Raw genomic sequence first — 24,053 nt, 5'->3', positions numbered from 1 at the left:
CTATCCAGCTTGCGCGTCGATTCGCTTGACGATTGTAGATGCCGAGACCGACCGATCGCTGAACAACGAGCGGTAGTGTGCTTGCATCCAGCGTGCCAGATTTCCATCGTTCGGTTTGTTCAAGAGAAACGCCAGGGCGTCAATGTCTTCGCCGCCGCCAGCGGCCGCCTGGCGAGCCAGCTGCCGTCGCTGCGAATGCACGAACGCGGCGGCATCGGCATAGCGCGGCACGTCGGGCTCGGTGACCGAGGCGTTGCTGGTGGCCCGACTGACGTGCGCTACCCCCTTGAGCGTGGTCATCGAGGCTTGTCCCGCGCGTTTGGTCGTGATGGAAAGCGCGGTACAGCCGCCCAGCAGCCATACCGTCGCCAGGACCGCAGCGAGACCGGCGATGCGGCGCCGGGGTTCGAATATCGATTTGTACATGCCGCAAACGCTAGCGTGTTGCCCGGTAGCGCTCAAGCATCGATTGTGGAGCGCATCACGTCATCGATAACGCCCGGCTGCATTCCATGGACACGTTTACGAAGAAGCACCCTGATGAGTCAGGGCCGCTGGCATGTCTGCGTACGCCGGCCGATCGGTTTTCGCGGCTGATCGGTTTCGATTATCCGGTCGGTTTCATCGATGTTGGCGGCGGTGTGCGCATGGCCTATATCGCGGCTGGGCCGGCTGACGGCCAACCGATCGTATTGCTGCACGGCGAGCCGACCTGGGGTTACCTCTATCGGCACATGATCGCGCCGCTGGCGGATGCCGGTTATCGCGTGCTGGCGCCCGATCTCGTCGGTTTCGGGCGTTCCGACAAGCCGACCCGCATCGCCGACCATAGCACCCAGCGGCACGTCGACTGGATGCGCGCCTGGTTCGACGCCCTCGGCCTGACCGATGCCGTGTTCTTCGGCCAGGACTGGGGGGCGTTGATCGGGTTGCGGCTGGTCGCGGAGCAACCCGCGCGTTTCAGCCGTGTCTTCGTCGGCAACGGGTTTCTGTTGACCGGGGACGAACCGGCGCGATTCCTGATCGGTGTTTGGCGCGCCTTCGCGCAATACTCGCCGCTGTTTCCCGTGGGGGCGATGCTCCAGGCCGGCACACGACGCTGGCTGTCGCGGGCCGAGCGCGCCGCCTATGTCGCGCCGTTTCCCGATGCCCGCTACATGGCCGGGCCGCGTGCGTTGCCGCGCCTGTTGCCGGTCTCCCCGGGCGACCCGGCGCATCGGCCCAACCGCGCCGCCTGGACCGCGCTCGAAACCTTCGAAAGCCCGTTCCATACCTGTTTTTCCGACGGCGATCCGGTCACACGCGGCGGAGCGAAACCGTTCCGGGAGCGCGTGCCGGGTGCGGCGTCGGTGTCGCACAAGACGGTCGCCGGCGCGGGCCATTTTCTGCAGGAAGACGCCGGCGAGGAGATTGCGCACTTCATGCGCGATTGTGCTCTGCGTTCCTGAAGGCGTTGATCGGCAGATTTCACCGATGGCGGTGAGAGTTCGATCGGGGCGCAAGACCGCATCCGTGTCATCTGCGAAATTCGTGGATCGCTTTCTTCACGGAACGAGGCCGGAAAGGGACAACGTCGCCCCTCTCAGGCTGGGGTACCACCCACCCGTCGTGGATCGGCGCTGGTAGCCGATGACGCTGGGCGAATTCGGATTTCACGACTCACCCGTCTTCAAGTTTGAAACGGGTGTTTAATCCAGCGCGCGGTAGAGTTCGGCGAATTGCGTTGCGGCGCGGCTGCGCGGGGCGAATTCGCGGATCGGCGCGCGGTGGGCGCCCATCTGCTCGACGTGGCTGCTGTAGTCCACGAACACCTCGGGCGCCCGGGCCATGCTCTCCGGTGGTTCGGCGATCAACTGGCGATGCAGGGTGCGCCGCCGATCGGCCATGGAGAAGAAGGGCCGCACGCGAGTTTTGCCGACTTTCTTCTCCGCGATGTGTTCCATCACCTCGTCGAGCGCGCGCAACGACAATGGGGTCGGCACCACCGGCACGAGTACGCGGTCCGCGGCCCGCAGAATAGCGGTGGCGAGCGCGCCAATGCCCGGCGGGCAGTCGAGAATCAGCAGCGAGTAGGTCTCGGAAAAGGGCTCGATCAGTCGTTCCAGTACCTTGCGCGGGCTTTTGGCGGCATGGATTTCGGCATCCCATTGACGATAGCCGCGGTCGCCCGGGAGGACCGATAGCCGCTCGTAGGCCGTCGGCCGGACGTAACGGCCGAGCGGCACGGTGCCGGTCACGATCTTCTTGGCCGAGATGCCGGCGGGTTCGTCGATGCCGAAATACCAGCTCGCCGCCCCCTGCGGATCGAGATCCCAGAGCAGCACGTGCCGTCCGGCGGCGGCCGCCTCGTAGGCGAGGTTAACGGCAGCGGCCGTCTTGCCGACACCGCCCTTCAGACTGTAGAGCGCCCAGGTTTTCATGCGGCCTAGATTACGACAATTCTGTGACAAAGCGATGGCAGCCCGTCATAGTCGGGCGGCATGCGTATCGTGATTCTGGCCGACACCCATGGTTTTCTCGACCCGCGCGTCGTCGAACGTATCGCGGGCGCGCCGCTGATCGTGCACGCCGGTGATGTGGGCACCGGCATCGCCGAAGAACTCGCGCCCCTCGGCGACGACTTGATGATCGTGGCCGGCAACAACGATCCGGACGATTGCCCGTGGCCGGCCTCGGCAGAGCGCGAACTGCCGGGCGGCACGTTGGCGGTGATGCACGGCCACCAGTGGCCCGCGAAGCAGCGGCATCGCCGTCTACGGGCCGAGTTCCCCGACGCCCGCGCCGTGGTCTGTGGCCACAGTCACCGGCGCGTGCTGGAAATCGACGATAGCCCTTGGCTGCTCAACCCGGGCGCGGCCGGCAAGAGCCGGGCTTACGGCGGCCCGGGTTATATCGAACTCACCGCCGAGGCCGATCGCTGGCGGGTCGAGCCGGTCGTGTTCGAGCCGTTGTCGCGGCGTCGCCGATAAACCGGACTAGAAATCCCGCCACTCGCCCGGCGCGAGGTCGCCGAGCCGCCAGTCGCCGATCGCCACGCGCACCAGCCGAAGGGTGGGCAGATCGACCGCGGCGGTCATGCGCCGGACCTGGCGATTGCGGCCTTCGGTGATGGTGATCGCGAGCCATTGTGTGGGCACCGTCTTGCGATAACGCACGGGCGGATGCCGCGGCCAGAGCGCGGGTTCGTCCATGCATTCGATCGTGGCTGGCGCGGTGGGCCCATCCTTGATCGTCGGCCCGGCGCGCAGGGCTGCGAGCTGATGCGCGTCGGGTGTGCCTTCCACCTGAGCCCAGTAGGTCTTCGGCATCTTGCGCGCTGGCTGGGTGATCTTGGCGTTGAGCTTGCCGTTGTTGGTCAGCAACAACAGCCCTTCGCTGTCGCGATCGAGCCGGCCGGCGGGATAGACGCCCGGCACGTCCACAAAATTCGCCAGCGTCGCTCGCCCGGCGTCGTCGGTGAACTGGGAGAGGACGTCGTAGGGCTTGTTCAGGCCGATCAGCCGCGTGGGTGCCGTGGCGGGCGTACGGCGCGTACGGCGGCGACGGGTTGGGGCACGAGAGGAGCCAGGCATACGTCTAGTCTAGGTGAACCGCACTGAAGAGCGCGATCCGCCGACGCCCAAACGGGGCAAAGCCACGGCTACTTCGTATCCGCCAACACGCCGTAGCACGATCGCGGGGCGTGAGCCGGCCGCGCCCGATATGCCGTGCTCAATGGCCGATAATGCGCCGATAGCCGCCGGCGATCAGCGCGGCGATATCCAGCTGCAACGTCGACAAGCGCGCCTCGGGCGGATAGGCGAGATACATCGATTGCCAGACCGGGTGCCATTTCTCCTTGAACGCGCGCAGCCCCTTGTAGTTGTAGAACCGGTTGCCGTGCTCGAACGCCAGCCGCGCGAGCTGTTCGGCCGTGTTGGCCCAGGGCGTATCGCCGACGCCGGCCAGCGGTGCCATGCCGAGATTGAACCAGTGATAGCCCAGGGTCTGGGCTTCCTGCATGAGGCGGACGAACAGAAAATCCATGGTGCCGCCCGGCGCGGATTCGCGATGACGCATCAGATCGATCGAGTATTCCTCGCGATGCCCGTAGCTCGGCAGAATGCTCGCGAACGCGATCAACGTGCCGTCCGCGTCGCGCACCAGGGCGACGGGCGCGCGCTGGAGATAGTCGGCATCGAAGCGACCGAGCGAAAAAGCTTTTTCGGCGGGTTTCTCGCCGAGCCAGTCGTCGGAGACGGCGCGCAGCTCGCTCATCAGCGCCGCATCGAAGGGCGGCTCGCGCAGCTCGAAGTCCAGCCCCATGCGGTTGCCGCGATTGATCGCGCCGCGTTTGTCCTCGTTGATCTTGCCTTTCATCGAGAAATTGACCAGATCCACCCGGCCGATCTCGCCGAGCTTGAACAGCACGAAGCCGTGATCGAGATAGTCCGACAGATAATCCGGGCCCACTTGATAGAACAGCGGCGTGCAGTGCCGGTCTTCGGCAAAACGCCGGAAATCGGCGATCGCGGTCCGGCGCGCCTCGGTATCGCCCACCGGGTCGCCCAGCGCGATCAGCCGATTACGGATGGCCGCGAAGCCGATCATGGCCTGTTCGTTGGCGCTGTAGCGCAGCGTCTTGTCGCCCAGCAGCATGAGGTGCGAATAGCCGTTGGAGCCGTGGGACTCGAGCCAGGCGGCGAGCGCGTCCAGATCGGCCCGGCTCGGGCGTTCAAGTTCGGGGCGGGGCCAGCGCGGCCAGCTCCAGACCATGAGTACGATCACGCTGATCAGCGCGATCATCAGGCCGCGCAGGAAACGCGGACCATGGGCGCCGAAATTGAAGTGAAAGACGCTGGCGCCGTGGGCCGGATAGAACGCCTCGCCAATGATGAAATACACCCCCAGCGCGGCGGCGAGAGCGGCGATCCATTGCCATTCACCCAGCTGTCGGGCCAGGCTGCCGCGCCGATCGAAGGACGCGCGATTGAGCCAGAGCACGCCAGCGACCGCCGCCAGCATCAGACTGGTGCCCCAGTCCAGTCCGCGCAGCAGACCGAAGACCGCGCCGGCCACCAGCAGCCCGAGCGCCAGCCACAGCGCGCGGTTCAGCCGCAGCGACAGCCCGCGCGCGGCGAATACCAGCGTCAGCCCGATCGCCACGCTGGCCATATGGCTGGCCTCGACCGCCGGCAACGGCAACCAGGCACGCAGCAGTCGTGTGTGCGCCAGTAGGTTGGGAAACGCCGCGCCCGCCAGCAGCACCACGCCACTGGCCGCGGTCAGCCAGGCGATCACCCGAATCCCCAGATCCACGGCCCGGCCGACCGGCCAGGCAATGATCTGGATGGCCGGATGCGTGCGCAGCGTATCGGCCAGCCGGCTGGCGCGCAGCTCGTTGGCGCCGAGCGCGAGCGCCACGATCAACGGCACCAGATAGTAGGCCACGCGATAGAGCACCAAGGCAGCAACGGCGGTGTTCGCGCTTACCGCGTGGGATGCCAGTAGCCCCACCAGCGTGACGTCGAACACGCCGAGCCCGCCGGGCAGAAAGCTGAGCATGCCCAGCGTCGCCGCCAGCGCGAATGCGGCAATCACGGCCGCCGGCGACACGCCGGCGCCGAGCACGGCCAGACAGCCCCACAGCAGCGCGCCGGCGATCGCCCAGTCGATCACCGACGCCGTAATGAATGCCAGGGCTTCGAGCGGACGGATGCGTTCGATCGCCTGCAACGGGCCAAAGCGCAGCAACGACGTCGTGGCCAGGATGAAATACGCGGGCAAGTACAGCGCGATCACGCCAAGCGCCACCAGCACCAGCCACTCGGGCACCGGGGTGGCCGCGAGGATCGCCGGGCGCACGATCAGCGTGATCCAGGCCAACGCCGATAGCCCCAACGGGGAGGCGCTGGCCACCAGCGCGGCATAGCGCACGGCACTGGCGGTCGCCGCGCCATCGCGCGTGAGCAGCAGCACGCGCAAGCCGGAACCGGTGATGCCCGACAGACTCGCGATATTGTTGATGCCGTTGGCGAGCATGCCCAGCCGCAAACTTTCCAGCGGCTGGCGGTCGAGCGCGACAAAACGCGCCGCCAGCACGTCATAGCTCGACATCACCGCGATCGCGAACAGCCCGCCCAGGCCGAGCACGGCCAGCCAAAGCGGCGCCACACCAGCCAGCGCATGCTGGATCGCGGCCAGATTCACATGGCGCGACTCCACCAATAGCAGGGCCGCGACCGCAGCGATCAGCAGCAGCGGCGCAAAGCGACGCAAGCGTGCGGAAACAGAAGAGCGTTCGAGAGCGGTTTCCGACATGACGTATCCCGGGGCCGGTTGAGGTTTCGTACGAGCCCGTGCCCATTTGCGCCATGAAAATTTGACGAAAATGCGGCCAGACGAGGCGTAGCGAACGTGGCGTAGCGACTCTACGCGAGAGAACCACAACGCTGTATTGCCGTTGTATTGTCCAATATGGGCGACTGCCCGTTCAGTGGTGGGCCGCCGATAACAATCCGGGGCGCCCTGCGGCGTTGCCAGTCGGGGGCGTGGCGCGCTCGGGCGACACCTCCGCACGCCCGTTTGCGCTCATATACGCCGGTGCTGCGCGGGTTTGATTTCGGTCAAAGGTGTGGGTCGCCCGCGGGCGCAGACTGGCACTTGAACGCCTGCCTGCAACAACCGAGGTGCCCGATCATGTCGCAGACGATACTCGTGCCCGTGGATCTTACCCAGCCGGCCGTACTCGACAGCGTGTTCGCGGCGGTGCGCCGCCAGATCAACATCGAGCCCACCAAGGTCATGCTGCTCAATGTCGTACTGGGCCATTACGCCACAGAGTTCCCGTACCTGGATTCGGCGTATGTCGAACGCTATACCCGGCATGCGCGTAACGAACTCACGCGGATCGGCAAAGAGCGCCTCGGTGATGCCTGCGAGTGGCATATCGATATCGAGCTCGGCCCGGTGGCGCGCACGATCGTGCGTTATGCCGACCGTGTCGAGGCCGATCTGATCATCCTCGCGTCGCACAATCCGCTGGTCTGGGACGTGTTTCTGGGCAGTACGGCCGCGCAAGTGGTCAAGCATGCGCGGCATTCGGTCCTGGTGGTTCGGCAGTCGGCCGAGGCCGGTGAAGCCGCATCCGACGCATCGAAGACAGAATCCGCCCAAGCCAGCGGTTCCGGTGCTCGCTGAACCGCGATAAACCGTTCTATGGCGGCTGGCGCATCGCTCGCCAGCCGCTGTCGTCGCGTTCGTAGATTCGACGGTGACGGGCGCGGTCCCAGCCGGTGGTCCAGAATTCCACGCGTTCCGGTATCAGTCGGTAGCCTTGCCAGTGCTCGGGCCGCGGCGGGTGTTCGAAGCTGTAGCGTTGCCGGGTGACGGCGATGCGCTCGGATAGCTCCTGGTCACTGTCCAGAGGGTCGGTCGAATCCAGCGCCTGGGCCACCAGCGTGCTTTCGCGCGGGCGTTTACGCCATAGGCGGTCGGCGGTGGCCGCGTCGAGAACTTCGCAGGGCCCTTCCACAATGGTCTGTTGTTCGATCTTGCGCCAATAGAAGCAGAGCGCCGCGTAAGGGTTCCACAACAACTGGCGACCCTTGCCGCTGAATGTATTGACGAATAGCCCGATACCGTCGGGTAGCAAGTGCACATATACCGTGCGGGCCGATGGCCGGTTCAACGCCGAGTCGACCGTGGCCAGCGTCGCGGCCAGCGGTTCGATTTCGCCGGCTTCGTAGGCGTGTTCGATAACACGCGCGAGTTCCTTGAGCGGATCGTCCGGTGGCGCGTTGTGCATGATCGGTCCATTGCGTTGTGCCTTGGGGCGATCCTGACGTAGACGCCACGACCCGGCGTTGATCTCGGTCAAGCGGCTGGGACGCGTGCGGCGCGAGAATCGGAGCAAGACCCATGGGAAGCGGGATCATGGCGCACAAGATTTTGTTGCCGATCGATCTGGAGCACGAAGAAGTGCTCGACGAGGTTTTTGCCTGCGCCGTCGAGCAGGCCGCGATGCACGACAGCACATTTGTGCTGTTGAGCGTGCTGCCGCAGCTGTCGCTGGGTTATTTCCCCTCGATCGAGAAACGCTACATGCACAAGATCACGGGCGAAGCACAGCGGCATCTCGACCGGATCGGCGAGGAACGCCTGGGCACCCGGTTCGCCTGGAGCGCCCATGTCCTGATTGGCCACGCCGGCCGGATGATCGTGCGGGCCGCCGACGATCACGAAATCGATTTGATCGTCATGGCCTCGCACAATCCGCGTCGTATGGATGTACTGTTGGGCAGCGTTGCGGACTGGGTGGTCCGGCACGCACGGCATTCCGTGTTTATCGTGCGTCAGCCGAGCGGCGCGTCTTAGGGTCTGTTGAGGTTTGGTGCGAGCGCCGCGTTGGCGTCCGCAAATCGTGTCCGGCAAGGCGCGAGTCGCCGCGTCGTGGCGTGCCACGACCCAGACTCGCAACGCCGCAGGGCGCCCCTAGTTAATTTTTTATGGGCGGCCCAACCCGAAGTGACAAGCGCTGTTTTGCGGCAATCCAGCGTTATAGCTCTCTCGCGTAGATCCACTACGCCACGTTCGCTACGCCTCGTCTTGCCGCAAAACAGCGCTTGGCGCGGACTCGCACGAAACCTCAACAGACCCTAGGGCGTGTTGAAGTTTCGTGCGAGCGCTTGATCTTGCCTAAGGCGCTGATTTTCATGGCGAGCGCCACCGGACATATGACGTTGTCCTGGCGGCCAACCAGGCGTTCGTGAACCGGCGTGACTGATGTCTAACCCGACACCGAGACCCGCTGCAGAAAATCGCGGGTGCGCTCGACTCGTGGATGGCCGAGCACTTGGGCGGGCGTGCCCTGTTCGACGATGCGTCCGGCATCCATGAACACCACGCGATCGGCCACTTCGCGCGCGAAGCCCATCTCGTGGGTGACCACGATCATGGTCGTGCCGGCATCGGCGAGCCGTCGCATGACGGTGAGCACATCGCCGACCAACTCCGGGTCGAGCGCCGAGGTCGGCTCGTCGAACAGCATGAGCGCCGGGTCCATCGCCAGGGCCCGTGCGATCGCCACGCGCTGTTGCTGGCCGCCCGACAACTCGCTGGGATAGGCGTTGGCGCGATCGGCCAGCCCGACCCATTCGAGTTGATCTCGGGCCTTGCGCTCGGCTTCCGTCCGCTTGAGACCGAGCACGGTACGCAGGGCCAGCGCGCAGTTGTCGAGTACGTTGCGATGGGCAAACAGGTTGAACTGCTGAAACACCATGCCGATCTGGCGGCGGGCGGCATCGATATCGCAGTCGGGGTCGGTGAGATCGACGCCGGCGACGACGACGCGTCCGCTGTCCGGCGTTTCAAGCCGGTTCACGCAGCGCAGAAGAGTCGATTTGCCCGAGCCCGACGGCCCGATGACGCATACGACCTCGCCGCGCTCCACCTCGAGGTCGATATCGTCGAGCACACGCTGGCCGGAGAAAGTCTTGCTTACCGCGGCCAGTTCAACCAGGGCAGTGTTCATGCCCGGCGCCCGCTGGCGGCCCGTGCTTCCATGCGTCGCACCACGATCGACAGCGGTAGCGTGATGATCAGATAGCCGAGACCGGCGACCACCAGCGGCGTGATGTTGACGTGGTTGTTCGCGGCGGCACGCCCGAACTTGGTCAGATCGAAGTTGGCGGCCGACAGCCCGACAATGAACACCAGCGAGGAATCCTTGATCAGCATGATCAGTTCATTGGTCAACGGCGGAATCATCAGGCGGAACGCCTGGGGCAGCGTGATCTGGCGCAGGGTCTGTGCGGGACTGAGGCCCAGCGAGCGAGCGGCCTCGATCTGGCCGCGGGGCACCGCCAGAATACCGGCGCGAATGGTTTCCGCCATATACGCACTGCCGACGATGCCCAGCGCCGCCCAGACCGTGCCATAGGGTGAAAACGGCATCGCCAGTCCCTGGAACGCGAGCGGCAACAGTGAGAGTGCGATGAATACGATCAACGCCGGCAGGCCACGGAAGAACTCGATATAGAGGGTCGCCAGCCAGCGATACGGGGCGACCTCGGACAAACGCATCAACGCGAGCAAGGTCCCGGCCGCCAAGCCGATCACGAAGCCCCCGGCGCTGTAGACGAGTGTGTTCCACAAGGCCCGCCACAGCCCGTGGGCGGCGGTGTTGAGTATCAACGCCGGGTCGAAGAAGGTATGCCCGATGGTCGGCCAGTCGGCCATGAATGCCAGGACGCCAATCACGATCGCGAGCGCGACATATTGAATCGCGCGGCGTCGCCGCGCCCGTTGGCGCGGACTGCGGCCTGAGCGTACGGCGTGTCCGTTGGGATCAGCCATGCGCTGGATCAGGGCGAGCCGGCGGTTGGCTTGTGGCCGAACCAATGCTGGTACTTGGACGCGTAAGTGCCATTCTTGCGCGCCTTGGCGAGCACGTCGTTCAGTCGGCCGATCAGCTTGTCGGCGTTGTCGCTGTCCTTGGCCGCGATGAAGCCGTACCGCTCGCCGGTATCGAATGTTTCCGCGACCCGCGTACCGGGGTTCTGGGCCGCGTAGTAAGCCATCGGCCCATTGTCGCCGATCGCGGCCGCCACTTTGCCGGCGCTTACGGCTGTCGTCATCAGTGCGAGATCGTCGAATACCACCGGGGTATAGTGGTACTGCGCGGCGTGTTTTTTGGCATACACCTCGCCGGTGGTGTCGGTCTGCATGCCGAGTCGTTTGTTAGCCATATCGGCGAGGCTCGAAACGCCCGCCTTCCGGTCCACCAGCAAGGCCTGGGTTGCCTTGAAGTAAGGCGCGGAGAACTGAACTGCCTTCTTGCGGGCTGCGGTGATGGTCGCGCCGCCCATCGCCAGATCGCATTTGTGGGCAGCGAAGGCCGCGCCACTGGTGATCTGGTTCCAGTCCATGCTCACTACGTCGAGTTTGACGCCGAGATCGTTCGCGAGCAGCCGAACCAGATCGACGTCAAAGCCGACCACTTTCCCGGAATCGTTGGTGAATTCGAACGGCTTGTAAGGCAGGTGCGTACACACCGTCAATTTGCCCTGGTGCACCAGATGAATGCCGTCGACGGTGTCGCCCGATTGCTGGGAACAGGCACCGAGCCCGAGCGAGAGTAGGCACAGGGCCATGATCGACAGGGGGCGGCGAAACCGCCGGAAGCTAATGGCGCGCACGGGTGTCCGGATCTGTTAACAGAGTTGATGACCCATCAGTTTGCCATAGACTGAGCGTAAAGCCCGTCCAGATCGTGTCGCGGCCGTTTTGCTCGGGCCATTCGGGTTCGCCGCCGCGAATCGGACCGCGTGAAACGGTGCGAGACTCGGTCAAAATAGCGCTTGGGGCGACGCCGCGAATGGCCCAGTATGTGGGTGGGTTTGATATGCACTGCGCGTGGCCGCCCACGGCCACGGAACCGATACCCTCACGGTGGCCCCATGGGCCGGCCGTGATCGCTCCGATGCCGCCACGCGATAACCGGGCGCCCAAGCCGGCGTCGGACCGCGTATTCCGTTTGCCCGACGCACCGACCGTATGCATTCCTCCGATATTTCCTTCGTGCCCCTGTTGGTGGTCATTGCGCTGAGCTTCGCCGTGCCCGTCGCCCTGTCGCCGGTGCGCCGCTTCGGTATCCCGGTGGTGGTGGGCGAAATCGCGGCCGGCATGCTGGTGGGTGACAGCGGTTTGCACCTGGTCTCACAGGACTTCGTGCTCCAGGTGTTGTCGGTATTCGGCTTCGCCTACCTGATGTTCCTGTCCGGGCTGGAGATCGATTTTTCCGGGCTCGCGCCGCGCCAGGGGCTGCGCGCGAGCAAGGCGGGTGAGCGGCTGCGGCGTAATCCGTTCGTGATTGGCGGCGCGGCGTTCGTGGTCACGGCCCTGTGTTCGCTGGCGGCCGGCTTCTATCTCACCTCCGTCGGGTTGGTCGGCCAGCCGTGGTTGATGGCGCTGATTCTGTCGACCACGTCGCTCGGTGTGGTGGCGCCGGTGCTCAAGGAGCGCGGCCTGATCGAGGTCACCTATGGCCAGACGCTGCTGGTCGCAGCGCTGATTGCCGATTTCGTGACCATTCTGCTGGTCAGCGGCTACGCCATGCTGCGCGTGGGCGCGACCGTGGATCTGTTGCTCATTCTCGTGCTGCTGCTGGCCTTCGTCGCGGCCTGGCGGTTGGCGGAGCGCGCGCGCAAGAACCTGCCGGCGCAACGGCTCATGCATGCGTTGTCCACCGCGACTTCGCAGATCCGCGTGCGCGGTTCGATGGCGCTGGCCCTGGTGTTCATCGCGCTGGCCGAAAGCCTCGGCATCGAGAACATCCTGGGCGCGTTCCTGGCCGGCGTGATCGTGTCCATGCTGTCGGGCAGCGAGAGTTCGGTGCTGCGCGAAAAACTCGATGCCATCGGCTACGGGTTCTTCATCCCGATCTTTTTCATCATGGTGGGGGTGAAGTTCGACCTGCCGGCGTTGCTGTCGTCGAACTCGCCGTGGGAGACGATTGGCGTGCTGGTCGTCGCCGCCTTCGGCGTGAAGCTGGTCGGTTCGCTGGTGTTCCGCCTCGCGTTCGGCTGGCGCGAGACGTTCGCGGCCAGCACGCTGCTCTCCGCTCGTCTGTCGCTGATCATCGCCGTAGCGGCGATCGGGGTAGAGATCGGCGTGATCTCGCCGGCGCTGGATGCCGCCATCATCCTGGTCGCCATCATCAGCTGCCTGATTTCGCCGATAGCCTTCAGCCGGCTGGCGCCGCGGCGTTATCGCGCCGTGCAGCAAATGCTGGTGATCGGCGACGATCGCGATAGCAGCGCGTTGGCACGTCGGCTCGAACAAATGGGCAAGAACGTACACACCGTGACCGAGCTTCCGCCCGGCGACAACGGCAATCCGCCGTCACGGGCACGCCTATCGGAATGTCTGCGCGCGGCCGGCATCGAACAGACGCAGACCGTCATCGCGATGGCCGATACCGACGAGGACAACCTGCAGATCTGTCGCGTCGCGCGCGAGGTGCATGCGGTGCGTCGGCTGTTGGCCTGGGTGCGCGATCCGGCCTATAACGCGCGCTTCCGCGCGGCCGATGTGCGCATCGTCAACCCGGCCTATGCCAAGTTGCTGCTGCTGGAAAGCATGGCCCTCGATACCGGGCGTATCGACGGCGGGGTGCACGAGGACGAAAGCCACGAGATCCGTATCGCCAAGCTGCAGAATCGCTGGATCGCCGAGCGCGAATTGCGTCATCTGCATCTGCCGGAGGGCACACGCGTGCTGCGTATCGAACGACGCGGCGCGATTCTCGAGGCGGAGCCGTCGACCGTGCTGCGCGTCAACGACACGCTGACGCTGGTGGGTACACGCGAGGATGTGGATACGGTCACGCGCCGCCTGGCGCGACGCTGGTAGGCGGGGTCAGGCGCCGGGCGCGCCGGGGCCTTGCAGCCCCGACGCGCCCGACGTGTGCAATCAGCTCGAGGTGTTACCGTCGTTCTGGGCGGTGTTCGAGTTCTGTTGCTGCTGGCCCTTGATAGGCATGTGGGCCTGATATTTCGAGCTGGGCGCGTACTGCTCGAGCGTCTTGGTGAAGACGTCGATCGTTTTCGGCACCTGGCTCGACTGGAACGGCTTGCCGTTGCCGGCCTTGGCACCGTAGATCGCTTGGTCGGCGTCTTCGTTACTCGACAGCGTCGCGCCCTTGATCGAGGCGCCGGCAAAACCGCCGGAGCTGCTCAGGCGATAGGTGATGACCGACGCGGGCGCGGTATGCACGCTGGCATGCGCGCCAGCCGGGCCGGCCGTGGCCGAGGCCTTGGCGCCGATCTTGAAGTTGCCGTTGGTCAGCTCCTGCTTGGCGTTCGGGTCCATGAACAGCACGACCATTTCGGTCACCTTGGCACCGGCCTGCAGGCCGATGCTGCCGCCGGACAGGCTGAAGAACGACGGGGCCACACGGTTCCAGTTACCCGATTGGTCGCGGCAGGCGATCAGGCCGTCGCCATGCTTGCCGGCCACGAGAAAGCCTTCCTTGAAAATGCTGGGGAACACGCCGATGCAGTTGGCGCCGTTGAGCAGCGACTGCGGGATACGGTCCTGGTCCGAGCGCTGCATCTGCCCGCGCAGGACGCCGGCGGCGCTGTAGGCCAGCTGGGTGGGCGAGCCCGAGTTGACGCTGGCCCCCGCGCTGGCGTGCGAGCCCCCGTTGTCGTGATCGGTCTGGGCGTTGTTGTTGGCCAGCGCCGACGCGCTGGTGAACGCGAGTGCAGCCGAAAGGGCCGCGGCAGAAATCTGAAGCGTGCGTGGCATATTGATGCTCCGCTGATGCGAATCGATGACAACCCCTCGTGTGTCTGCTCGGTAGGCACCTTGTCGCCATCGGCAGCCGGGATTGCGGCGAATGGCCGAGCCCGTTAAGTGCTCGGCCGACCGACCCAAAATAGCCACGGGCGGCAGGGCTAGGTAATCCGTCTGGCTGACTAGGCATTTGATATTAGGGGTTGTTCCTTAACGCCGTTGGCGGCCTGGCGCCGGGTCGGTGTACCGCTTGCGTGATACGCTTCGAGCAGCCTGTTTCGGAAGTCGTCGATGCCGGGTCTGCACGAATACCTGCTCTTTGTGGCCGCGGGGCTGCTGCTCAATATCACGCCGGGCGCGGACATGCTGTACGTCGTGACCCAGGCCGGGCGGCACGGTCTGGCACGCGGCGTGGCCGGTGCCCTGGGCGTGTTCGCCGGGACGCTGGTGCATATCACGCTGGCGATCGCCGGCCTGTCGGCGCTGCTGGCTGCTTCGGCGACCGCCTTCGCACTGGTCAAATACGTGGGCGCGGCTTACCTCGTTTATCTTGGCCTGCGATTGTTGTTCTCACGCCGCGCCGTGGCGCCTACGAGGGCGGCCGACGCAGAGCCGGCGCCCCGGCCCGCGTTGTCGGCGGTATTCCGGCGCGGCTGGCTGGTCAACGTGCTCAACCCCAAGATCGCGCTGTTTTTCCTCGCCTTTCTGCCGCAGTTCATCGACCCGGCGGCCGGTGATCGCATGCTGGCCTTCGGCGTGCTCGGGCTGACTTTCAATACCACGGGCACGCTGGTGAATTGCCTCGCGGCCTGGGCAACGGTCGGAATCGGCCGGCTGCCGCTGGCTCGCGCCGCGGGGCGCGTGGCCGAGCGGGTCGTCGGTGGCCTGTTCGTCGGGCTCGGTTGCAAGCTGGCTTTCGACTCGTCCGCGTAGTTGTGCCCCGGGATTCGGCGGCCTGCCGCGCCGGGCAGGGCGGGCGAGCCGCGGGCCATAGGCGGGCACCAGAGGCCGCGTCATTTATTCGCCTGCGGCCCGTGATGGGCTCGCGATGCCGTCCAGCTCGGCGATATCGGTCGCGTCGAGCGTGATCGTGGCGCTGGCGAGATTGTCGCGCAGATGCTCTGGCGACGACGTGCCGGGGATGAGCAGAATGTTGGGCGAACGCTGCAACAGCCAGGCGAGTGCGATCTGCATCGGCGTGGCGCCGCGTCGTTCGGCGACCTGATCGAGAATGCCGGACTGCAGCGGATTGAAGCCGCCGAGCGGAAAAAATGGCACGTAGGCGATGCCGTCGGCGGCTAGCCGATCGATCAGCGCGTCGTCCGCGCGATGGGCCAGGTTGTAGAAATTCTGGACGCAGACGATGTCCACCATGGCGCGCGCGTCGGCGACCTGGGTCGGCGTGACGTTGCTCAGGCCGATATGACGTACCAGCCCTTCGCGCTGCAGTTCGGCGAGCACGCTCAACGGCTCGGCCAGCGATCCTTCGGCCGGGTGGTGTGGCGAGAACATGGCGCGCAGATTCACGACATCCAGTGCCTCAAGCCCAAGATGACGCAGATTGTCGTGGACCGCGGCGCGCAGCTCATGGGCGGCGAATGCCGGGTTCCAGGAGCCGTCCTCGCCGCGTTTGGCGCCGATCTTGGTCACGAGCGTCAGATCGTCGGGATAGGGATGCAGGGCCTCGCGAATCAGATGGTTGGTGACGTGCGGGCCATAGAAATCCGAGGTGTCGATATGATCGACGCCGCGTTCGATCGCCTCGCGTAATACGGCTCGGGCGGTCTCGGGATCGCGGGGCGGGCCGAATACGCCGGGCCCGGCGAGCTGCATGGCGCCGTAGCCCATGCGTTTGACGGTGTGATCGCCGAGTTTGTAGGTGCCGGCTTGTTCGATATTCATCGTGTCGTTCTCCGATTGCGACGCTGTGGTGAGCGTAGGGCCGGCCATACTGTCCGACAACTGTCTTCAGGCAGCACGGCCTGTGCGAGAATCCGGACAATGAAAACCGAACTCAGCGATCTGGATGCGATTGTCGCCGTGGCCCAGGCCGGCGGCTTTCGCGAGGCCGCCCGAAAGCGGGCGACGAATCCGTCCCGGCTGAGCGATGCGGTGCGACGGGTCGAGAGCCGGCTCGGCGTCCGGTTGTTTCATCGCACCACGCGCAGTGTCGTACCCACCGAGGCCGGTCTTCGTCTGCTCGAACGGCTGGCCCCAGCGATGGCCGAGGTCGAGTCGGCGCTGGATGTGGTCAACACCTTTCGCGATACGCCGTCCGGGCGGCTGTGTCTGAACGTGCCGGTGAGCGCGAGCCGCGTGGTGCTGCCGCGGATCGTGCCGGGGTTTCTGGCGGCCTATCCGGATATCCGGCTGGAGATCGTGGCCGACAGCGATCTGGTGGATATCATCGCCGCCGGCTGCGATGCCGGCATCCGCTACGACGAGCATCTGGCGCCCGATATGATCGCCGTGCCCATTGGCCCGCGTCGCCAGCGGGTCGCGGCGGCGGCGTCGCCGGCCTATCTCGAACGCCATGGCGTGCCCGCGCATCCACGCGATCTGCTCAACCATAAATGCCTGCGGCCGAAGTTCTCCAACGGCCAGCTGCCGATCTGGGAATTCCAAAAAAACGGCGAAACGATCACCCTCGACCCGCCGGCCACGCTCGTCGTGAATGCCAGCGGTGCCACCGACCTGCTCATCGATACCGCCGTGGCCGGCGGTGGCATCGTCGGGTTGTTCGAGGACTGGCTACGACCGCATTTCGCGCCGGGCCCCCTGGTGCCGGTGCTCGAGGACTGGTGGGCCGAGTTTCCCGGGCCGTATCTCTACTACTCCAGCCGACGACTGGTGCCGGCACCGCTACAGGCGTTCATCGATTTCGTGCGGGCTACGAGCGGCTGAGTCAGGTGCGTGGCTAAGGAGGCACGTCAGTACCTAGCGATTCACCGGGGCCGGATCGCGCAGACACCCACGAGTTCGTTGCCCGGAGTTCGCTAAGCTTCCGGTCGTCTTGCCGTGAGCTGAACCCGATGAATTCGACCGATCGCGAACCCCGATGTGTCTGTTGTGGGCTGCCGCCCCGAGCGTTGGCGCCAGCCGGCGAGCGCGCTGGCGTCGGCGGCCATGGCAGGCTGAGCTGATGCCGGCAGCGAACAGTCACAGCGAAAACGGACGCGCTATCGGTCTCTGGGGCGCGGTCTCGATTGGCGTGGGCGGCATGGTCGGCGGCGGCATCTTTGCCGTGCTTGGCGAAGCCATGGCGCTATCGCACGGCGCCACACCGGCAGCGTTTCTCGTCGGCGGCGTGATCGCGCTGCTCACGGCCGTCGCCTACGCCAAGCTGTCGGTGGCCTATCCGAGCCAAGGCGGTACGGTCGCCTTCATCGATGCCGCCTTCGGCAGCAATCTGCTCTCCGGCAGTCTCAATCTCATGCTTTGGTTGAGTTATCTGGTCACCATCGCGTTGTATGCCACGGCGTTCGCCTCTTATGCCGGCACGTTCTTTGGCCGGCATCACGGCGTGCTGCTCGAACATGGGTTGATCAGCTTCGCCATCATCCTGCCTACGGTGGTCAATCTGGTCAGCGCGGCGCTGGTCAGCCGGTCAGAAACGCTGGTGGTGGCGATCAAGGTTGTGCTGCTGGCGATCGTGATCGTGTTCAGTGCGTCGCACGTTTCGGTGGCGCGACTCGCGCCCGGGCACTGGGGCGATCCGCTGTCGGTCATCTCGGCCGGCATGATCATTTTCGTCGCCTACGAGGGTTTCGAGCTGATCGCGAACTCAGCCGAGGATATCCGCCAGCCCGCGCGCAATCTGCCGCGCGCGTTTCTGATCGCCGTCGCCTCGGTGGTCCTGCTCTATGTGCTGATCGCGGTGATCGCAGTCGGTACGGTGCCCGAAGCACAGGTGATGGCGGTGCGCGATTATGTGCTGGCCGTGGCCGCCGAGCCGGCGCTCGGACGGGTGGGGTTCGTGCTGGTGGCGCTGGCTGCACTATTGGCGACGTTGTCGGCGATCAACGCCACGCTCTACGGCAATGCCCGGCTCGGCTATGTGCTGGCGCGCGATGGCGTGTTGCCAAGCCGCTTCGACGTCGAGCGCCACGGCCTTCCGTTGACCGGTGTGCTGGCCACGGCCGCGCTCAGTCTGGTGCTCGCCAACGTGATCGATCTCACCGATATCGCCATCATCGGCAGTGCCAGTTTTCTACTGGTCTTTGCCCTGGTCAACGCCGCGGCTTGTCGGCTGGCGGAGCCGATTCAAGGGCCGCGCTGGCTGCACGCCCTGGGGGGCGTGCTCTGCGTTGCCGCCCTCGTGGTGCTGATCGGGCATACCTGGCGCAGCAATCCGGCCGGCGTGGCGGTGTTCGCGGGCTTCGTACTCATATCCGCGCTGTTCGAGTTCGTCTACGGGCGCAGCGTGCGCGGGCATTTCCTCAAGCGGCGTTATTGATCGCTTGGGCCGGATCGCTCAACAAGCAAACCGAAAGAACTGCATGCGCAGATCCTCATCGAACTCTTGCGTAGCCGTATATGTGCCGCCGGTCGCCGCGGCAATAACGTGTTCCCAGAACGACAGCGCCGGCTGATTGTTCAGCAGTACGCGGATCTGCCAGTGTCCGGGATGTGCCGCCAGGCAGAGCCGGGCTGCACGCTCGCCGACGCCGGCGCGCCGGTATTCCGGCCGGACGAAGAACTGGCCCATGTCGTGAATGCCGGTATCGGCCGCCGCCGGCCTGAGCAACGCGAAGCCGGCCAGATGCTGGCCGCAGCGAATGGCATAAGGGTGATGATGCGGTTCCTGCCACGCCGGGTCGAACCGCAGGGCGCCGTCGGCGGTGGTCGGCACCGAGACGAACGCCGACATGGCCTCGATGTAGGTCGGGTACAGGTCGTGGATGAGCGCGCGCTCGGCGGCCGGGACCCGCGTGATCGATACGGTCTGGTCGCCTGGCATCGGCTCATCCACTGCCATCCGCCTTTAGCCTCGGCTCGGCCGATGTTGTCTCGATGCCGGGTTCAATGCGATGCGCCGTCCTTCAAGAACGCTTCGAACGCCGCCGCATAATCCGGGTGCCAGCGCGACAGCGGCGGACGGTTTTCGATGATGTCGCCGATCGCCCATTGCATGCGTTTTTCGTCGAGCCAGCGCGGCACGTCGTTGTCCGGGCAGAGGATATAGAAATCGCCGGCGTCCAGACTGTCGAACATGAAGTCGACGGTCTGTTCCGGTGTCCACGCCGATGCCGGTTTTTCGGTTTCGCCGGGCCGGGTGAGCTGGGTGAACACGAAACCGGGGATCAGCAGATGCGCGGTCAGCTCGCAGCCGTCGGTATTGCGCAGCTCGTGGGCCAGTGCTTCGGTGAAGGCTTTCAGGCCGGCCTTGGCGGTGTTGTAGGCCGGATCGCCCGGCGGCGTCGTGATGCCCTGCTTGGAGCCGGTGTTGATCACCAGCCCCGGGCCGCCGCGCTCGATCATGCCGGGCACGAATGTCTGCGTGCCGTGGATCACACCCCACAGATTGATGCCGAGCACCTGGCGCCAGTTTTCGGCCGGGCCGAACATGTCGCTGCCCGGCTGCACGCCGGCGTTGTTCATGAGCACGTCGGTGCCGCCGAAGCGCGAGCGCACGACCGACTCCAGCGTTTTCACCTGCTCGACGTCGGCGACGTCCACGGAATGCGTCATGACGCCGATGTCGTGCGCGGCGCCGGCCGCGCGGACGGCGGTCTCCGCTTCCGCCAGGCGTTCCATGTCGCGATCGGCGATACAGACATGCAGCCCGCGGCGGGCAAAACCTTCGGCCGCGGCTCGGCCGATGCCGGAGGCGCCGCCGATGACCACGGCGACCTGGCCGGGAAACAGAGCAGGATGCGTCATATCGATTGTCTCGTGGATTCGCTGTCGTGTGGGACGTTATGCGGGGCGGGGCCGTCGAGCAAGTCGCCGGCTTACTGCGACAGGTTCTCGTGCATCAACGCCGTCATCTTTTGCTTTATTTCGCTCTGGAGGGCGTTCGTGGCGACGCCGGTTATCGGCGTGCCAAGCGCCAGCCGCGGCTGGTTGTCGTGGACACGGGCGGCCAGCACCTGTAGCGCTGCCGCGATGGCGTCGCGATCCTCCGGATCGATCGCCTGGCGGGCGAGCCAGTGTCGACGATAGTGCGCGGCGATCACATGGCTGACTGCAACGGGCTGTACGGTAAGTGCCGGCACCCGACGGGCGAGATAAGTGGCGCTGGGCGACCAGCGCGCCAGGGCGGCCCGCGCGCCGCCCGGGTCCGCCGCCGGGTCGGGTTCGATGTGCCCGGCCGGATAAGTGACCAGCGTGCCGCCGCTGCGCAAATGCCGAACCGCGGCACGCAGTGCTTGCGCCCGCCCGGCACCGGCTGGTGCGACGCTGATCAAATGGGCCTGCAGTGCAGGCAGGGCATGAAACAGCGGGCGTTCGGCCACCAGCAGACGCACATCGTGATCGGCCAGCGTCGACAGCAGGGTGATCGCATCGACGAGTCCCGGATGGTTCGAGACCAGCAACAACGGGCCGCCGGGCGGCGCCGGGTGGCCATATTGTTGAACCGGGCCGGACCATTGCGTCAGGCCCCAGGCGCTGGCCGAGGCGAGCCCGTCGCGTGCGATGCGGTCATCGAACTCGATCAGCTGGCCGGCAAACCCGGCGATCCGGCGCTCGACGAGCCGCTGCAGCAGTCGGCGAGGCATTCGTGCCAACCAGCGCGAATTGGACAAGGCCGCCAGCATGTCCTGGCGACAGAGGCCGGCGATCCGGGCCAGGCGGTCCGATCCGTATCCGGGATTGCTTCGCTGGCCCGTGGCGGCGTCGCGGTGCAGAGCGTCTTCCTTTTCCGAGCGAGGGCCGGGTTCGACCTCAGATGGCCCGCCCGGCGGCGGGCGATAATCCATTGCAGCGATCGGAACCCGTCCTGTCCAGTGTCGAAAAGTCGGGCCATCATTGGGCCATGCCGCGCGTTCCTCTGGCGTCAGGAGCGACCGAGCGAATTCAGCCGGGGCGTGGGGCGGTCCCGCCAGGCCTGATCGGCGGCATCCAGATCGTAGATCCGATTCATTTCGGCCAGCTCGATGCGTTCGATGGCGCGGTCGCCGGCCTGCGCGGCCGCTGCACGTTCGCGCAGGGTCTCAGCGAGGCCGGTACGCATGTCGTGGTCGCCGTGGTTGAGATAGACGGTGGCGGCGCGCGTATCGGTTGCCCGGGCATCACGTTCGAACACGAAGCGGGCCAGGGCATCGATATCGCCGTGGCCGGAATAATAATCGCCGAAATCGACGATGCGCGCCTGCACCCGCGCCGGATCGATACGGGCGTTGCCGAGAGCCAGCATGCGGTCGAGCGGCCATTCACCGGCGACGAGCTGGCGCAGGCGGCCGGCGCCGGTATCGGGCGGGGCATAGCCACAGAGCACGATGGTGGCGGCCGGATTGCCAATCTGATCGACGATGAAATCCACGATGCGCCCGCCCTGGCACATGCCGCTGCCGGCCAGCGCGATCATGCGGCTGAGCGCGGGATCGCGCATGGCGCGCAGCGTGCCGCCGGGCGCGCGGTTGAGTCGGACGCGTTGCCAGAGGGCGGCCAGATGCGCGTCGACCTCGGCTTCGTTGGCCAGGCCGAGGCGTTCAGCCAGCCGCGGGTTGCGATAAACCGGGGCGTGTTCCGGCCCACCGCTGCCGTCGGCCAGTGCCATGGCGAATACATCGGTCATGCGTACGGCCAGCGGTGCGTCCAGCGACAGCCAGCGCGGTCGTCCCGTGGTATCCGGCCGGCCGGTATCGGTCGTGCGCAGCACGTAATCCAGATCGAACAACAGTTCCTGGGCCCGATGAATGGCAAAACAAGGCGCGATCACCGGTCCCCCGCCGCGCGCGTCGCTGTCGGCGAACACCTCGGCCCAGGCCACCATGCGGGCCGCGAACGATTTGTAGTGGGGCTCGCGCGCCGGTTCGGCGCCACGCGTGGATTCCACCACCATGTAATCGGCGGCGCCCGGCAGCGTCTGGCCGGCGAGCAGCGATTGAAACGGGTTGTCAGGGGTGTTGCCGCCGATATCACCGCTGAACACGATCGAGCGTTCCATGCCGACGCGGCTGCGCCAGGTCACGGTCACCGCGGCCGCGCCCAGAATATGCGCGCTGCGATGCAGGGTCAGCCACAGGCCGTGCATGCGCAGGGCGCGATCGAAGCGAAAATCCGGGCGCCGGTCCAGCGGCTGGAAGTCGATGAGTTCGACGTCGGCCGCATCGTATTCGTCGCTGAACTTGGCGGCGTCGCGCAGCGCCAGTTCGGTCATCCAGGCGGTGGCTTCAGTGCAGTACACCGGGCCGCGAAAGCCTGCGCGATGCAGCTGCGGCAGCCGCCCGGTGTGATCGCGATGCGCATGCGTGAGTACGACGAAATCCAGGCGCCGGGCATCGAAGCCGAGTTTGGGCGCACCGTCCGCGAAGCCGGCGCCGCGTTCGGCATGGGTCCCACAGTCGACGAGAAAACGCACGCCCAGTCGCTCGTCCACCAGCAGGCTGGCCGAGCCGGTCACGCTTTCGGCGCCGCCGATAAAGCTGAGTTGCATAGCCACAGGAAGAGTCGGTCCCGCCGGGCAGGCGGCGGGAAAAGTCGATCTCTGCATCCTACCCGGGAATGGGCAGCCTGGATGCAGCCCGTGCCGCTTCAGGCGCTCAGCCGTGGCCGTACTGCTTCAGCAACTCGGCGTTGACGCAGTTGCGTAGCCCTTCACCGCGTAGATAGCGCGTCAGCGTTTCGGTCGACAGCCGGCGCGCGTCGGCGCGGCTGGCCGGGCTGTACCAGGCGGCGTGCGGGGTGAGAATCAACCGATCCTTGAGGCGCTCGTCGCCGCGTTCAAGCGCGGCGAACAACGGTCGGTTCATATTCGGCGGCTCTTCCGGGAGTACGTCCAGCGCGGCTCCGGCGATCCCGCCTTCCACCAGTGCCGTGTAGAGGGCATCGATATCGACCACGGCGCCGCGGGCGGTGTTGATGAGCACCGCGTGCGCCGGCATGCGCGCCAATGCATCGGCGTCGATCAAGTGATGGGTGGTCTCGTTGAGCGGCGTATGCAGGCTCACCGCATCGCAGGTTTCCAGCAGTTCTTCCAGGCTGTCCACGCGCGAGACGCCGACCGCGATCTCCTGACCGCGCGGCAGTTCCGGATCGTAAGCCACGACCTCGATGCCGAAGGCCTTGGCGCGCAGCGCGGTCGCCGTACCGATCCGGCCCAGCCCGACGATGCCGAGCCGGCTGCCGCGAATCCGTTCGACCTGCGGCGCGCCGGGTTTGAAGGCGTCGACCGGCGACTGCTGCAGGCGCTGATCGTGAAATACGAGCCCGCGCCGGAAGGCCAGCAGCATGCCGATGGCATGATCGGCGACCTCGCCGGTGCCGTAGTCCGGCGTGTTGCAGACCGGGATGCCGGCGGCCGCGGCGGCGTCGAGATCGATATGATCGAAACCGACGCCGGCGCGCACGATGACGCGGCAGTTATCCAGCTTTGCGATCAGCTCGCGATCGATGAATACCTCGTGCCAGACCAGCAGCGCGTCGGCCGCGCGCCAGTGCGTCTCGTCGATACGCGCCGCTTCGCGTTCGCGAAAGATATCGAACGCGAAATCCGGTCCGGCGGTCTCGCGCTCGAGTTCGGCATCGTCTTCGTACTGGGCGTCCGGCGTGAGAATGGAAAAAGCGCGACTCATTGGGGGTTCGTCCGATCGGTTGGGCGGCCATCAACG

The 24,053-nt window shown here is 65.9% G+C and carries 23 protein-coding genes; 8 read left to right on the top strand and 15 right to left on the bottom strand.

Translation table 11 applies throughout. From position 1 onward, the window contains the following. Positions 1 to 426 (bottom strand): DUF3015 family protein, encoded by a 426-nt coding sequence (locus tag C41B8_RS04040; RefSeq protein ID WP_037334360.1) that lies wholly within the window; start codon positions 424 to 426, stop codon positions 1 to 3. 128 nt (positions 427 to 554) lie between these two features. Between C41B8_RS04040 and C41B8_RS04035 the strand changes: the two genes are divergently transcribed. After that, entirely contained in the window at positions 555 to 1,448 is an 894-nt protein-coding gene (locus C41B8_RS04035; RefSeq protein WP_037334570.1) for a haloalkane dehalogenase, read from the top strand. Positions 1,449 to 1,688: 240 nt separating this feature from the next. On the opposite strand, the gene C41B8_RS04030 is transcribed toward C41B8_RS04035, so the two are convergent. Beyond that, a complete protein-coding gene (locus C41B8_RS04030; RefSeq protein WP_037334357.1) occupies positions 1,689 to 2,420 on the bottom strand; it encodes a ParA family protein in 732 nt (243 codons plus the stop codon). 60 nt (positions 2,421 to 2,480) lie between these two features. Here C41B8_RS04030 and C41B8_RS04025 point away from each other — a divergent pair, with 60 nt between their 5' ends. Beyond that, positions 2,481 to 2,969 carry a metallophosphoesterase family protein gene (locus C41B8_RS04025; protein WP_037334354.1) on the top strand — a complete coding sequence of 163 codons (489 nt, stop codon included), beginning with the start codon at positions 2,481 to 2,483 and terminating at the stop codon, positions 2,967 to 2,969. A gap of 6 nt (positions 2,970 to 2,975) precedes the next feature. Here C41B8_RS04025 and C41B8_RS04020 read toward each other — a convergent pair whose 3' ends face one another. Both C41B8_RS04020 and mprF read right to left on the bottom strand, forming a co-directional pair. Continuing rightward, positions 2,976 to 3,572 carry a pseudouridine synthase gene (locus tag C41B8_RS04020; RefSeq protein ID WP_037334351.1) on the bottom strand — a complete coding sequence of 199 codons (597 nt, stop codon included), beginning with the start codon at positions 3,570 to 3,572 and terminating at the stop codon, positions 2,976 to 2,978. A gap of 139 nt (positions 3,573 to 3,711) precedes the next feature. Continuing rightward, the gene (mprF, locus tag C41B8_RS04015) at positions 3,712 to 6,300 is read right to left on the bottom strand and encodes a bifunctional lysylphosphatidylglycerol flippase/synthetase MprF (RefSeq protein ID WP_037334348.1); all 2,589 of its coding nucleotides are present in this window, start codon (positions 6,298 to 6,300) and stop codon (positions 3,712 to 3,714) included. A gap of 378 nt (positions 6,301 to 6,678) precedes the next feature. Here mprF and C41B8_RS04010 point away from each other — a divergent pair, with 378 nt between their 5' ends. Continuing rightward, entirely contained in the window at positions 6,679 to 7,179 is a 501-nt protein-coding gene (locus C41B8_RS04010) for a universal stress protein (protein WP_037334345.1), read from the top strand. 16 nt (positions 7,180 to 7,195) lie between these two features. On the opposite strand, the gene C41B8_RS04005 is transcribed toward C41B8_RS04010, so the two are convergent. Further along, a complete protein-coding gene (locus C41B8_RS04005; RefSeq protein WP_037334341.1) occupies positions 7,196 to 7,786 on the bottom strand; it encodes a pyridoxine/pyridoxamine 5'-phosphate oxidase in 591 nt (196 codons plus the stop codon). A gap of 128 nt (positions 7,787 to 7,914) precedes the next feature. Between C41B8_RS04005 and C41B8_RS04000 the strand changes: the two genes are divergently transcribed. Continuing rightward, entirely contained in the window at positions 7,915 to 8,355 is a 441-nt protein-coding gene (locus C41B8_RS04000) for a universal stress protein (RefSeq protein WP_037334336.1), read from the top strand. Positions 8,356 to 8,767: 412 nt separating this feature from the next. Here the strand turns inward: C41B8_RS04000 and C41B8_RS03995 are convergent, their stop codons facing one another. From C41B8_RS03995 to C41B8_RS03985, 3 genes are read right to left on the bottom strand one after another with little or no spacing between them, the layout of a single operon-like run. Continuing rightward, a complete protein-coding gene (locus C41B8_RS03995) occupies positions 8,768 to 9,511 on the bottom strand; it encodes an amino acid ABC transporter ATP-binding protein (protein ID WP_037334333.1) in 744 nt (247 codons plus the stop codon). Continuing rightward, a complete protein-coding gene (locus C41B8_RS03990; protein ID WP_084188462.1) occupies positions 9,508 to 10,335 on the bottom strand; it encodes an amino acid ABC transporter permease in 828 nt (275 codons plus the stop codon). Before C41B8_RS03990 ends, C41B8_RS03995 begins: the two co-directional genes overlap by 4 nt. 8 nt (positions 10,336 to 10,343) lie before the next feature. Next, complete coding sequence (locus C41B8_RS03985) at positions 10,344 to 11,177, bottom strand: ABC transporter substrate-binding protein (protein WP_232225986.1); 834 nt, start codon at positions 11,175 to 11,177, stop codon at positions 10,344 to 10,346. Between the two features lie 358 nt (positions 11,178 to 11,535). Here C41B8_RS03985 and C41B8_RS03980 point away from each other — a divergent pair, with 358 nt between their 5' ends. Next, on the top strand, positions 11,536 to 13,392 hold the full coding sequence (locus C41B8_RS03980) for a monovalent cation:proton antiporter family protein (protein ID WP_037334327.1): 1,857 nt from the start codon (positions 11,536 to 11,538) through the stop codon (positions 13,390 to 13,392). 60 nt (positions 13,393 to 13,452) lie between these two features. Here the strand turns inward: C41B8_RS03980 and C41B8_RS19355 are convergent, their stop codons facing one another. Next, positions 13,453 to 14,289, bottom strand: coding sequence for a lipid-binding SYLF domain-containing protein (locus tag C41B8_RS19355; protein ID WP_051882999.1), 837 nt, complete (start codon positions 14,287 to 14,289; stop codon positions 13,453 to 13,455). A gap of 279 nt (positions 14,290 to 14,568) precedes the next feature. Here C41B8_RS19355 and C41B8_RS03970 point away from each other — a divergent pair, with 279 nt between their 5' ends. Continuing rightward, on the top strand, positions 14,569 to 15,210 hold the full coding sequence (locus C41B8_RS03970; RefSeq protein WP_037334324.1) for a LysE family translocator: 642 nt from the start codon (positions 14,569 to 14,571) through the stop codon (positions 15,208 to 15,210). Between the two features lie 84 nt (positions 15,211 to 15,294). On the opposite strand, the gene C41B8_RS03965 is transcribed toward C41B8_RS03970, so the two are convergent. After that, positions 15,295 to 16,179 carry an aldo/keto reductase family oxidoreductase gene (locus tag C41B8_RS03965; protein WP_037334321.1) on the bottom strand — a complete coding sequence of 295 codons (885 nt, stop codon included), beginning with the start codon at positions 16,177 to 16,179 and terminating at the stop codon, positions 15,295 to 15,297. 99 nt (positions 16,180 to 16,278) lie between these two features. Between C41B8_RS03965 and C41B8_RS03960 the strand changes: the two genes are divergently transcribed. Beyond that, the gene (locus C41B8_RS03960; RefSeq protein ID WP_037334318.1) at positions 16,279 to 17,181 is read left to right on the top strand and encodes a LysR family transcriptional regulator; all 903 of its coding nucleotides are present in this window, start codon (positions 16,279 to 16,281) and stop codon (positions 17,179 to 17,181) included. A 238-nt stretch (positions 17,182 to 17,419) separates the two neighbouring features. Then, positions 17,420 to 18,733, top strand: a complete 1,314-nt coding sequence (locus C41B8_RS03955; RefSeq protein ID WP_037334564.1) for an APC family permease — start codon at positions 17,420 to 17,422, stop codon at positions 18,731 to 18,733. An 18-nt stretch (positions 18,734 to 18,751) separates the two neighbouring features. Here C41B8_RS03955 and C41B8_RS19350 read toward each other — a convergent pair whose 3' ends face one another. The 5 genes from C41B8_RS19350 to C41B8_RS03930 all read right to left on the bottom strand — a co-directional run bounded on the left by C41B8_RS19350 (position 18,752) and on the right by C41B8_RS03930 (position 24,017). After that, the gene (locus C41B8_RS19350) at positions 18,752 to 19,237 is read right to left on the bottom strand and encodes a GNAT family N-acetyltransferase (protein ID WP_198025042.1); all 486 of its coding nucleotides are present in this window, start codon (positions 19,235 to 19,237) and stop codon (positions 18,752 to 18,754) included. A 62-nt stretch (positions 19,238 to 19,299) separates the two neighbouring features. Then, complete coding sequence (locus tag C41B8_RS03945) at positions 19,300 to 20,160, bottom strand: SDR family NAD(P)-dependent oxidoreductase (protein WP_037334315.1); 861 nt, start codon at positions 20,158 to 20,160, stop codon at positions 19,300 to 19,302. 71 nt (positions 20,161 to 20,231) lie between these two features. Next, positions 20,232 to 20,999, bottom strand: a complete 768-nt coding sequence (locus C41B8_RS19345) for a 1-acyl-sn-glycerol-3-phosphate acyltransferase (protein WP_198025041.1) — start codon at positions 20,997 to 20,999, stop codon at positions 20,232 to 20,234. 278 nt (positions 21,000 to 21,277) lie between these two features. Further along, a complete protein-coding gene (locus C41B8_RS03935; protein WP_037334312.1) occupies positions 21,278 to 22,879 on the bottom strand; it encodes an MBL fold metallo-hydrolase in 1,602 nt (533 codons plus the stop codon). Between the two features lie 106 nt (positions 22,880 to 22,985). Further along, positions 22,986 to 24,017 carry a C-terminal binding protein gene (locus tag C41B8_RS03930; RefSeq protein WP_037334309.1) on the bottom strand — a complete coding sequence of 344 codons (1,032 nt, stop codon included), beginning with the start codon at positions 24,015 to 24,017 and terminating at the stop codon, positions 22,986 to 22,988. Positions 24,018 to 24,053: the final 36 nt, after the last annotated feature.

This window comes from Salinisphaera hydrothermalis C41B8 (assembly GCF_000732535.1).
GTDB classification, from domain to species: domain Bacteria; phylum Pseudomonadota; class Gammaproteobacteria; order Nevskiales; family Salinisphaeraceae; genus Salinisphaera; species Salinisphaera hydrothermalis.
The sequence above is the reverse complement of the archived record's forward strand: the minus strand, read 5'-3'. Positions and strand labels throughout refer to the sequence as shown.

Bases quoted from the DNA above. Each gene is read 5' to 3' on its own strand.
- C41B8_RS04025 (WP_037334354.1), top strand. From the start codon at position 2,481: ATGCGTATCGTGATTCTGGCCGACACCCATGGTTTTCTCGACCCGCGC.
- C41B8_RS19355 (WP_051882999.1), bottom strand. From the start codon at position 14,289: ATGCCACGCACGCTTCAGATTTCTGCCGCGGCCCTTTCGGCTGCACTC.
- C41B8_RS03995 (WP_037334333.1), bottom strand. From the start codon at position 9,511: ATGAACACTGCCCTGGTTGAACTGGCCGCGGTAAGCAAGACTTTCTCC.
- mprF (WP_037334348.1), bottom strand. From the start codon at position 6,300: ATGTCGGAAACCGCTCTCGAACGCTCTTCTGTTTCCGCACGCTTGCGT.
- C41B8_RS03990 (WP_084188462.1), bottom strand. From the start codon at position 10,335: ATGGCTGATCCCAACGGACACGCCGTACGCTCAGGCCGCAGTCCGCGC.
- C41B8_RS04005 (WP_037334341.1), bottom strand. From the start codon at position 7,786: ATGCACAACGCGCCACCGGACGATCCGCTCAAGGAACTCGCGCGTGTT.
- C41B8_RS03945 (WP_037334315.1), bottom strand. From the start codon at position 20,160: ATGACGCATCCTGCTCTGTTTCCCGGCCAGGTCGCCGTGGTCATCGGC.
- C41B8_RS04040 (WP_037334360.1), bottom strand. From the start codon at position 426: ATGTACAAATCGATATTCGAACCCCGGCGCCGCATCGCCGGTCTCGCT.
- C41B8_RS03965 (WP_037334321.1), bottom strand. From the start codon at position 16,179: ATGAATATCGAACAAGCCGGCACCTACAAACTCGGCGATCACACCGTC.
- C41B8_RS19345 (WP_198025041.1), bottom strand. From the start codon at position 20,999: ATGCCTCGCCGACTGCTGCAGCGGCTCGTCGAGCGCCGGATCGCCGGG.
- C41B8_RS04010 (WP_037334345.1), top strand. From the start codon at position 6,679: ATGTCGCAGACGATACTCGTGCCCGTGGATCTTACCCAGCCGGCCGTA.
- C41B8_RS03960 (WP_037334318.1), top strand. From the start codon at position 16,279: ATGAAAACCGAACTCAGCGATCTGGATGCGATTGTCGCCGTGGCCCAG.
- C41B8_RS03970 (WP_037334324.1), top strand. From the start codon at position 14,569: ATGCCGGGTCTGCACGAATACCTGCTCTTTGTGGCCGCGGGGCTGCTG.
- C41B8_RS03955 (WP_037334564.1), top strand. From the start codon at position 17,420: ATGCCGGCAGCGAACAGTCACAGCGAAAACGGACGCGCTATCGGTCTC.
- C41B8_RS03930 (WP_037334309.1), bottom strand. From the start codon at position 24,017: ATGAGTCGCGCTTTTTCCATTCTCACGCCGGACGCCCAGTACGAAGAC.
- C41B8_RS03980 (WP_037334327.1), top strand. From the start codon at position 11,536: ATGCATTCCTCCGATATTTCCTTCGTGCCCCTGTTGGTGGTCATTGCG.
- C41B8_RS04000 (WP_037334336.1), top strand. From the start codon at position 7,915: ATGGCGCACAAGATTTTGTTGCCGATCGATCTGGAGCACGAAGAAGTG.
- C41B8_RS04030 (WP_037334357.1), bottom strand. From the start codon at position 2,420: ATGAAAACCTGGGCGCTCTACAGTCTGAAGGGCGGTGTCGGCAAGACG.
- C41B8_RS19350 (WP_198025042.1), bottom strand. From the start codon at position 19,237: ATGCCAGGCGACCAGACCGTATCGATCACGCGGGTCCCGGCCGCCGAG.
- C41B8_RS04020 (WP_037334351.1), bottom strand. From the start codon at position 3,572: ATGCCTGGCTCCTCTCGTGCCCCAACCCGTCGCCGCCGTACGCGCCGT.
- C41B8_RS03935 (WP_037334312.1), bottom strand. From the start codon at position 22,879: ATGCAACTCAGCTTTATCGGCGGCGCCGAAAGCGTGACCGGCTCGGCC.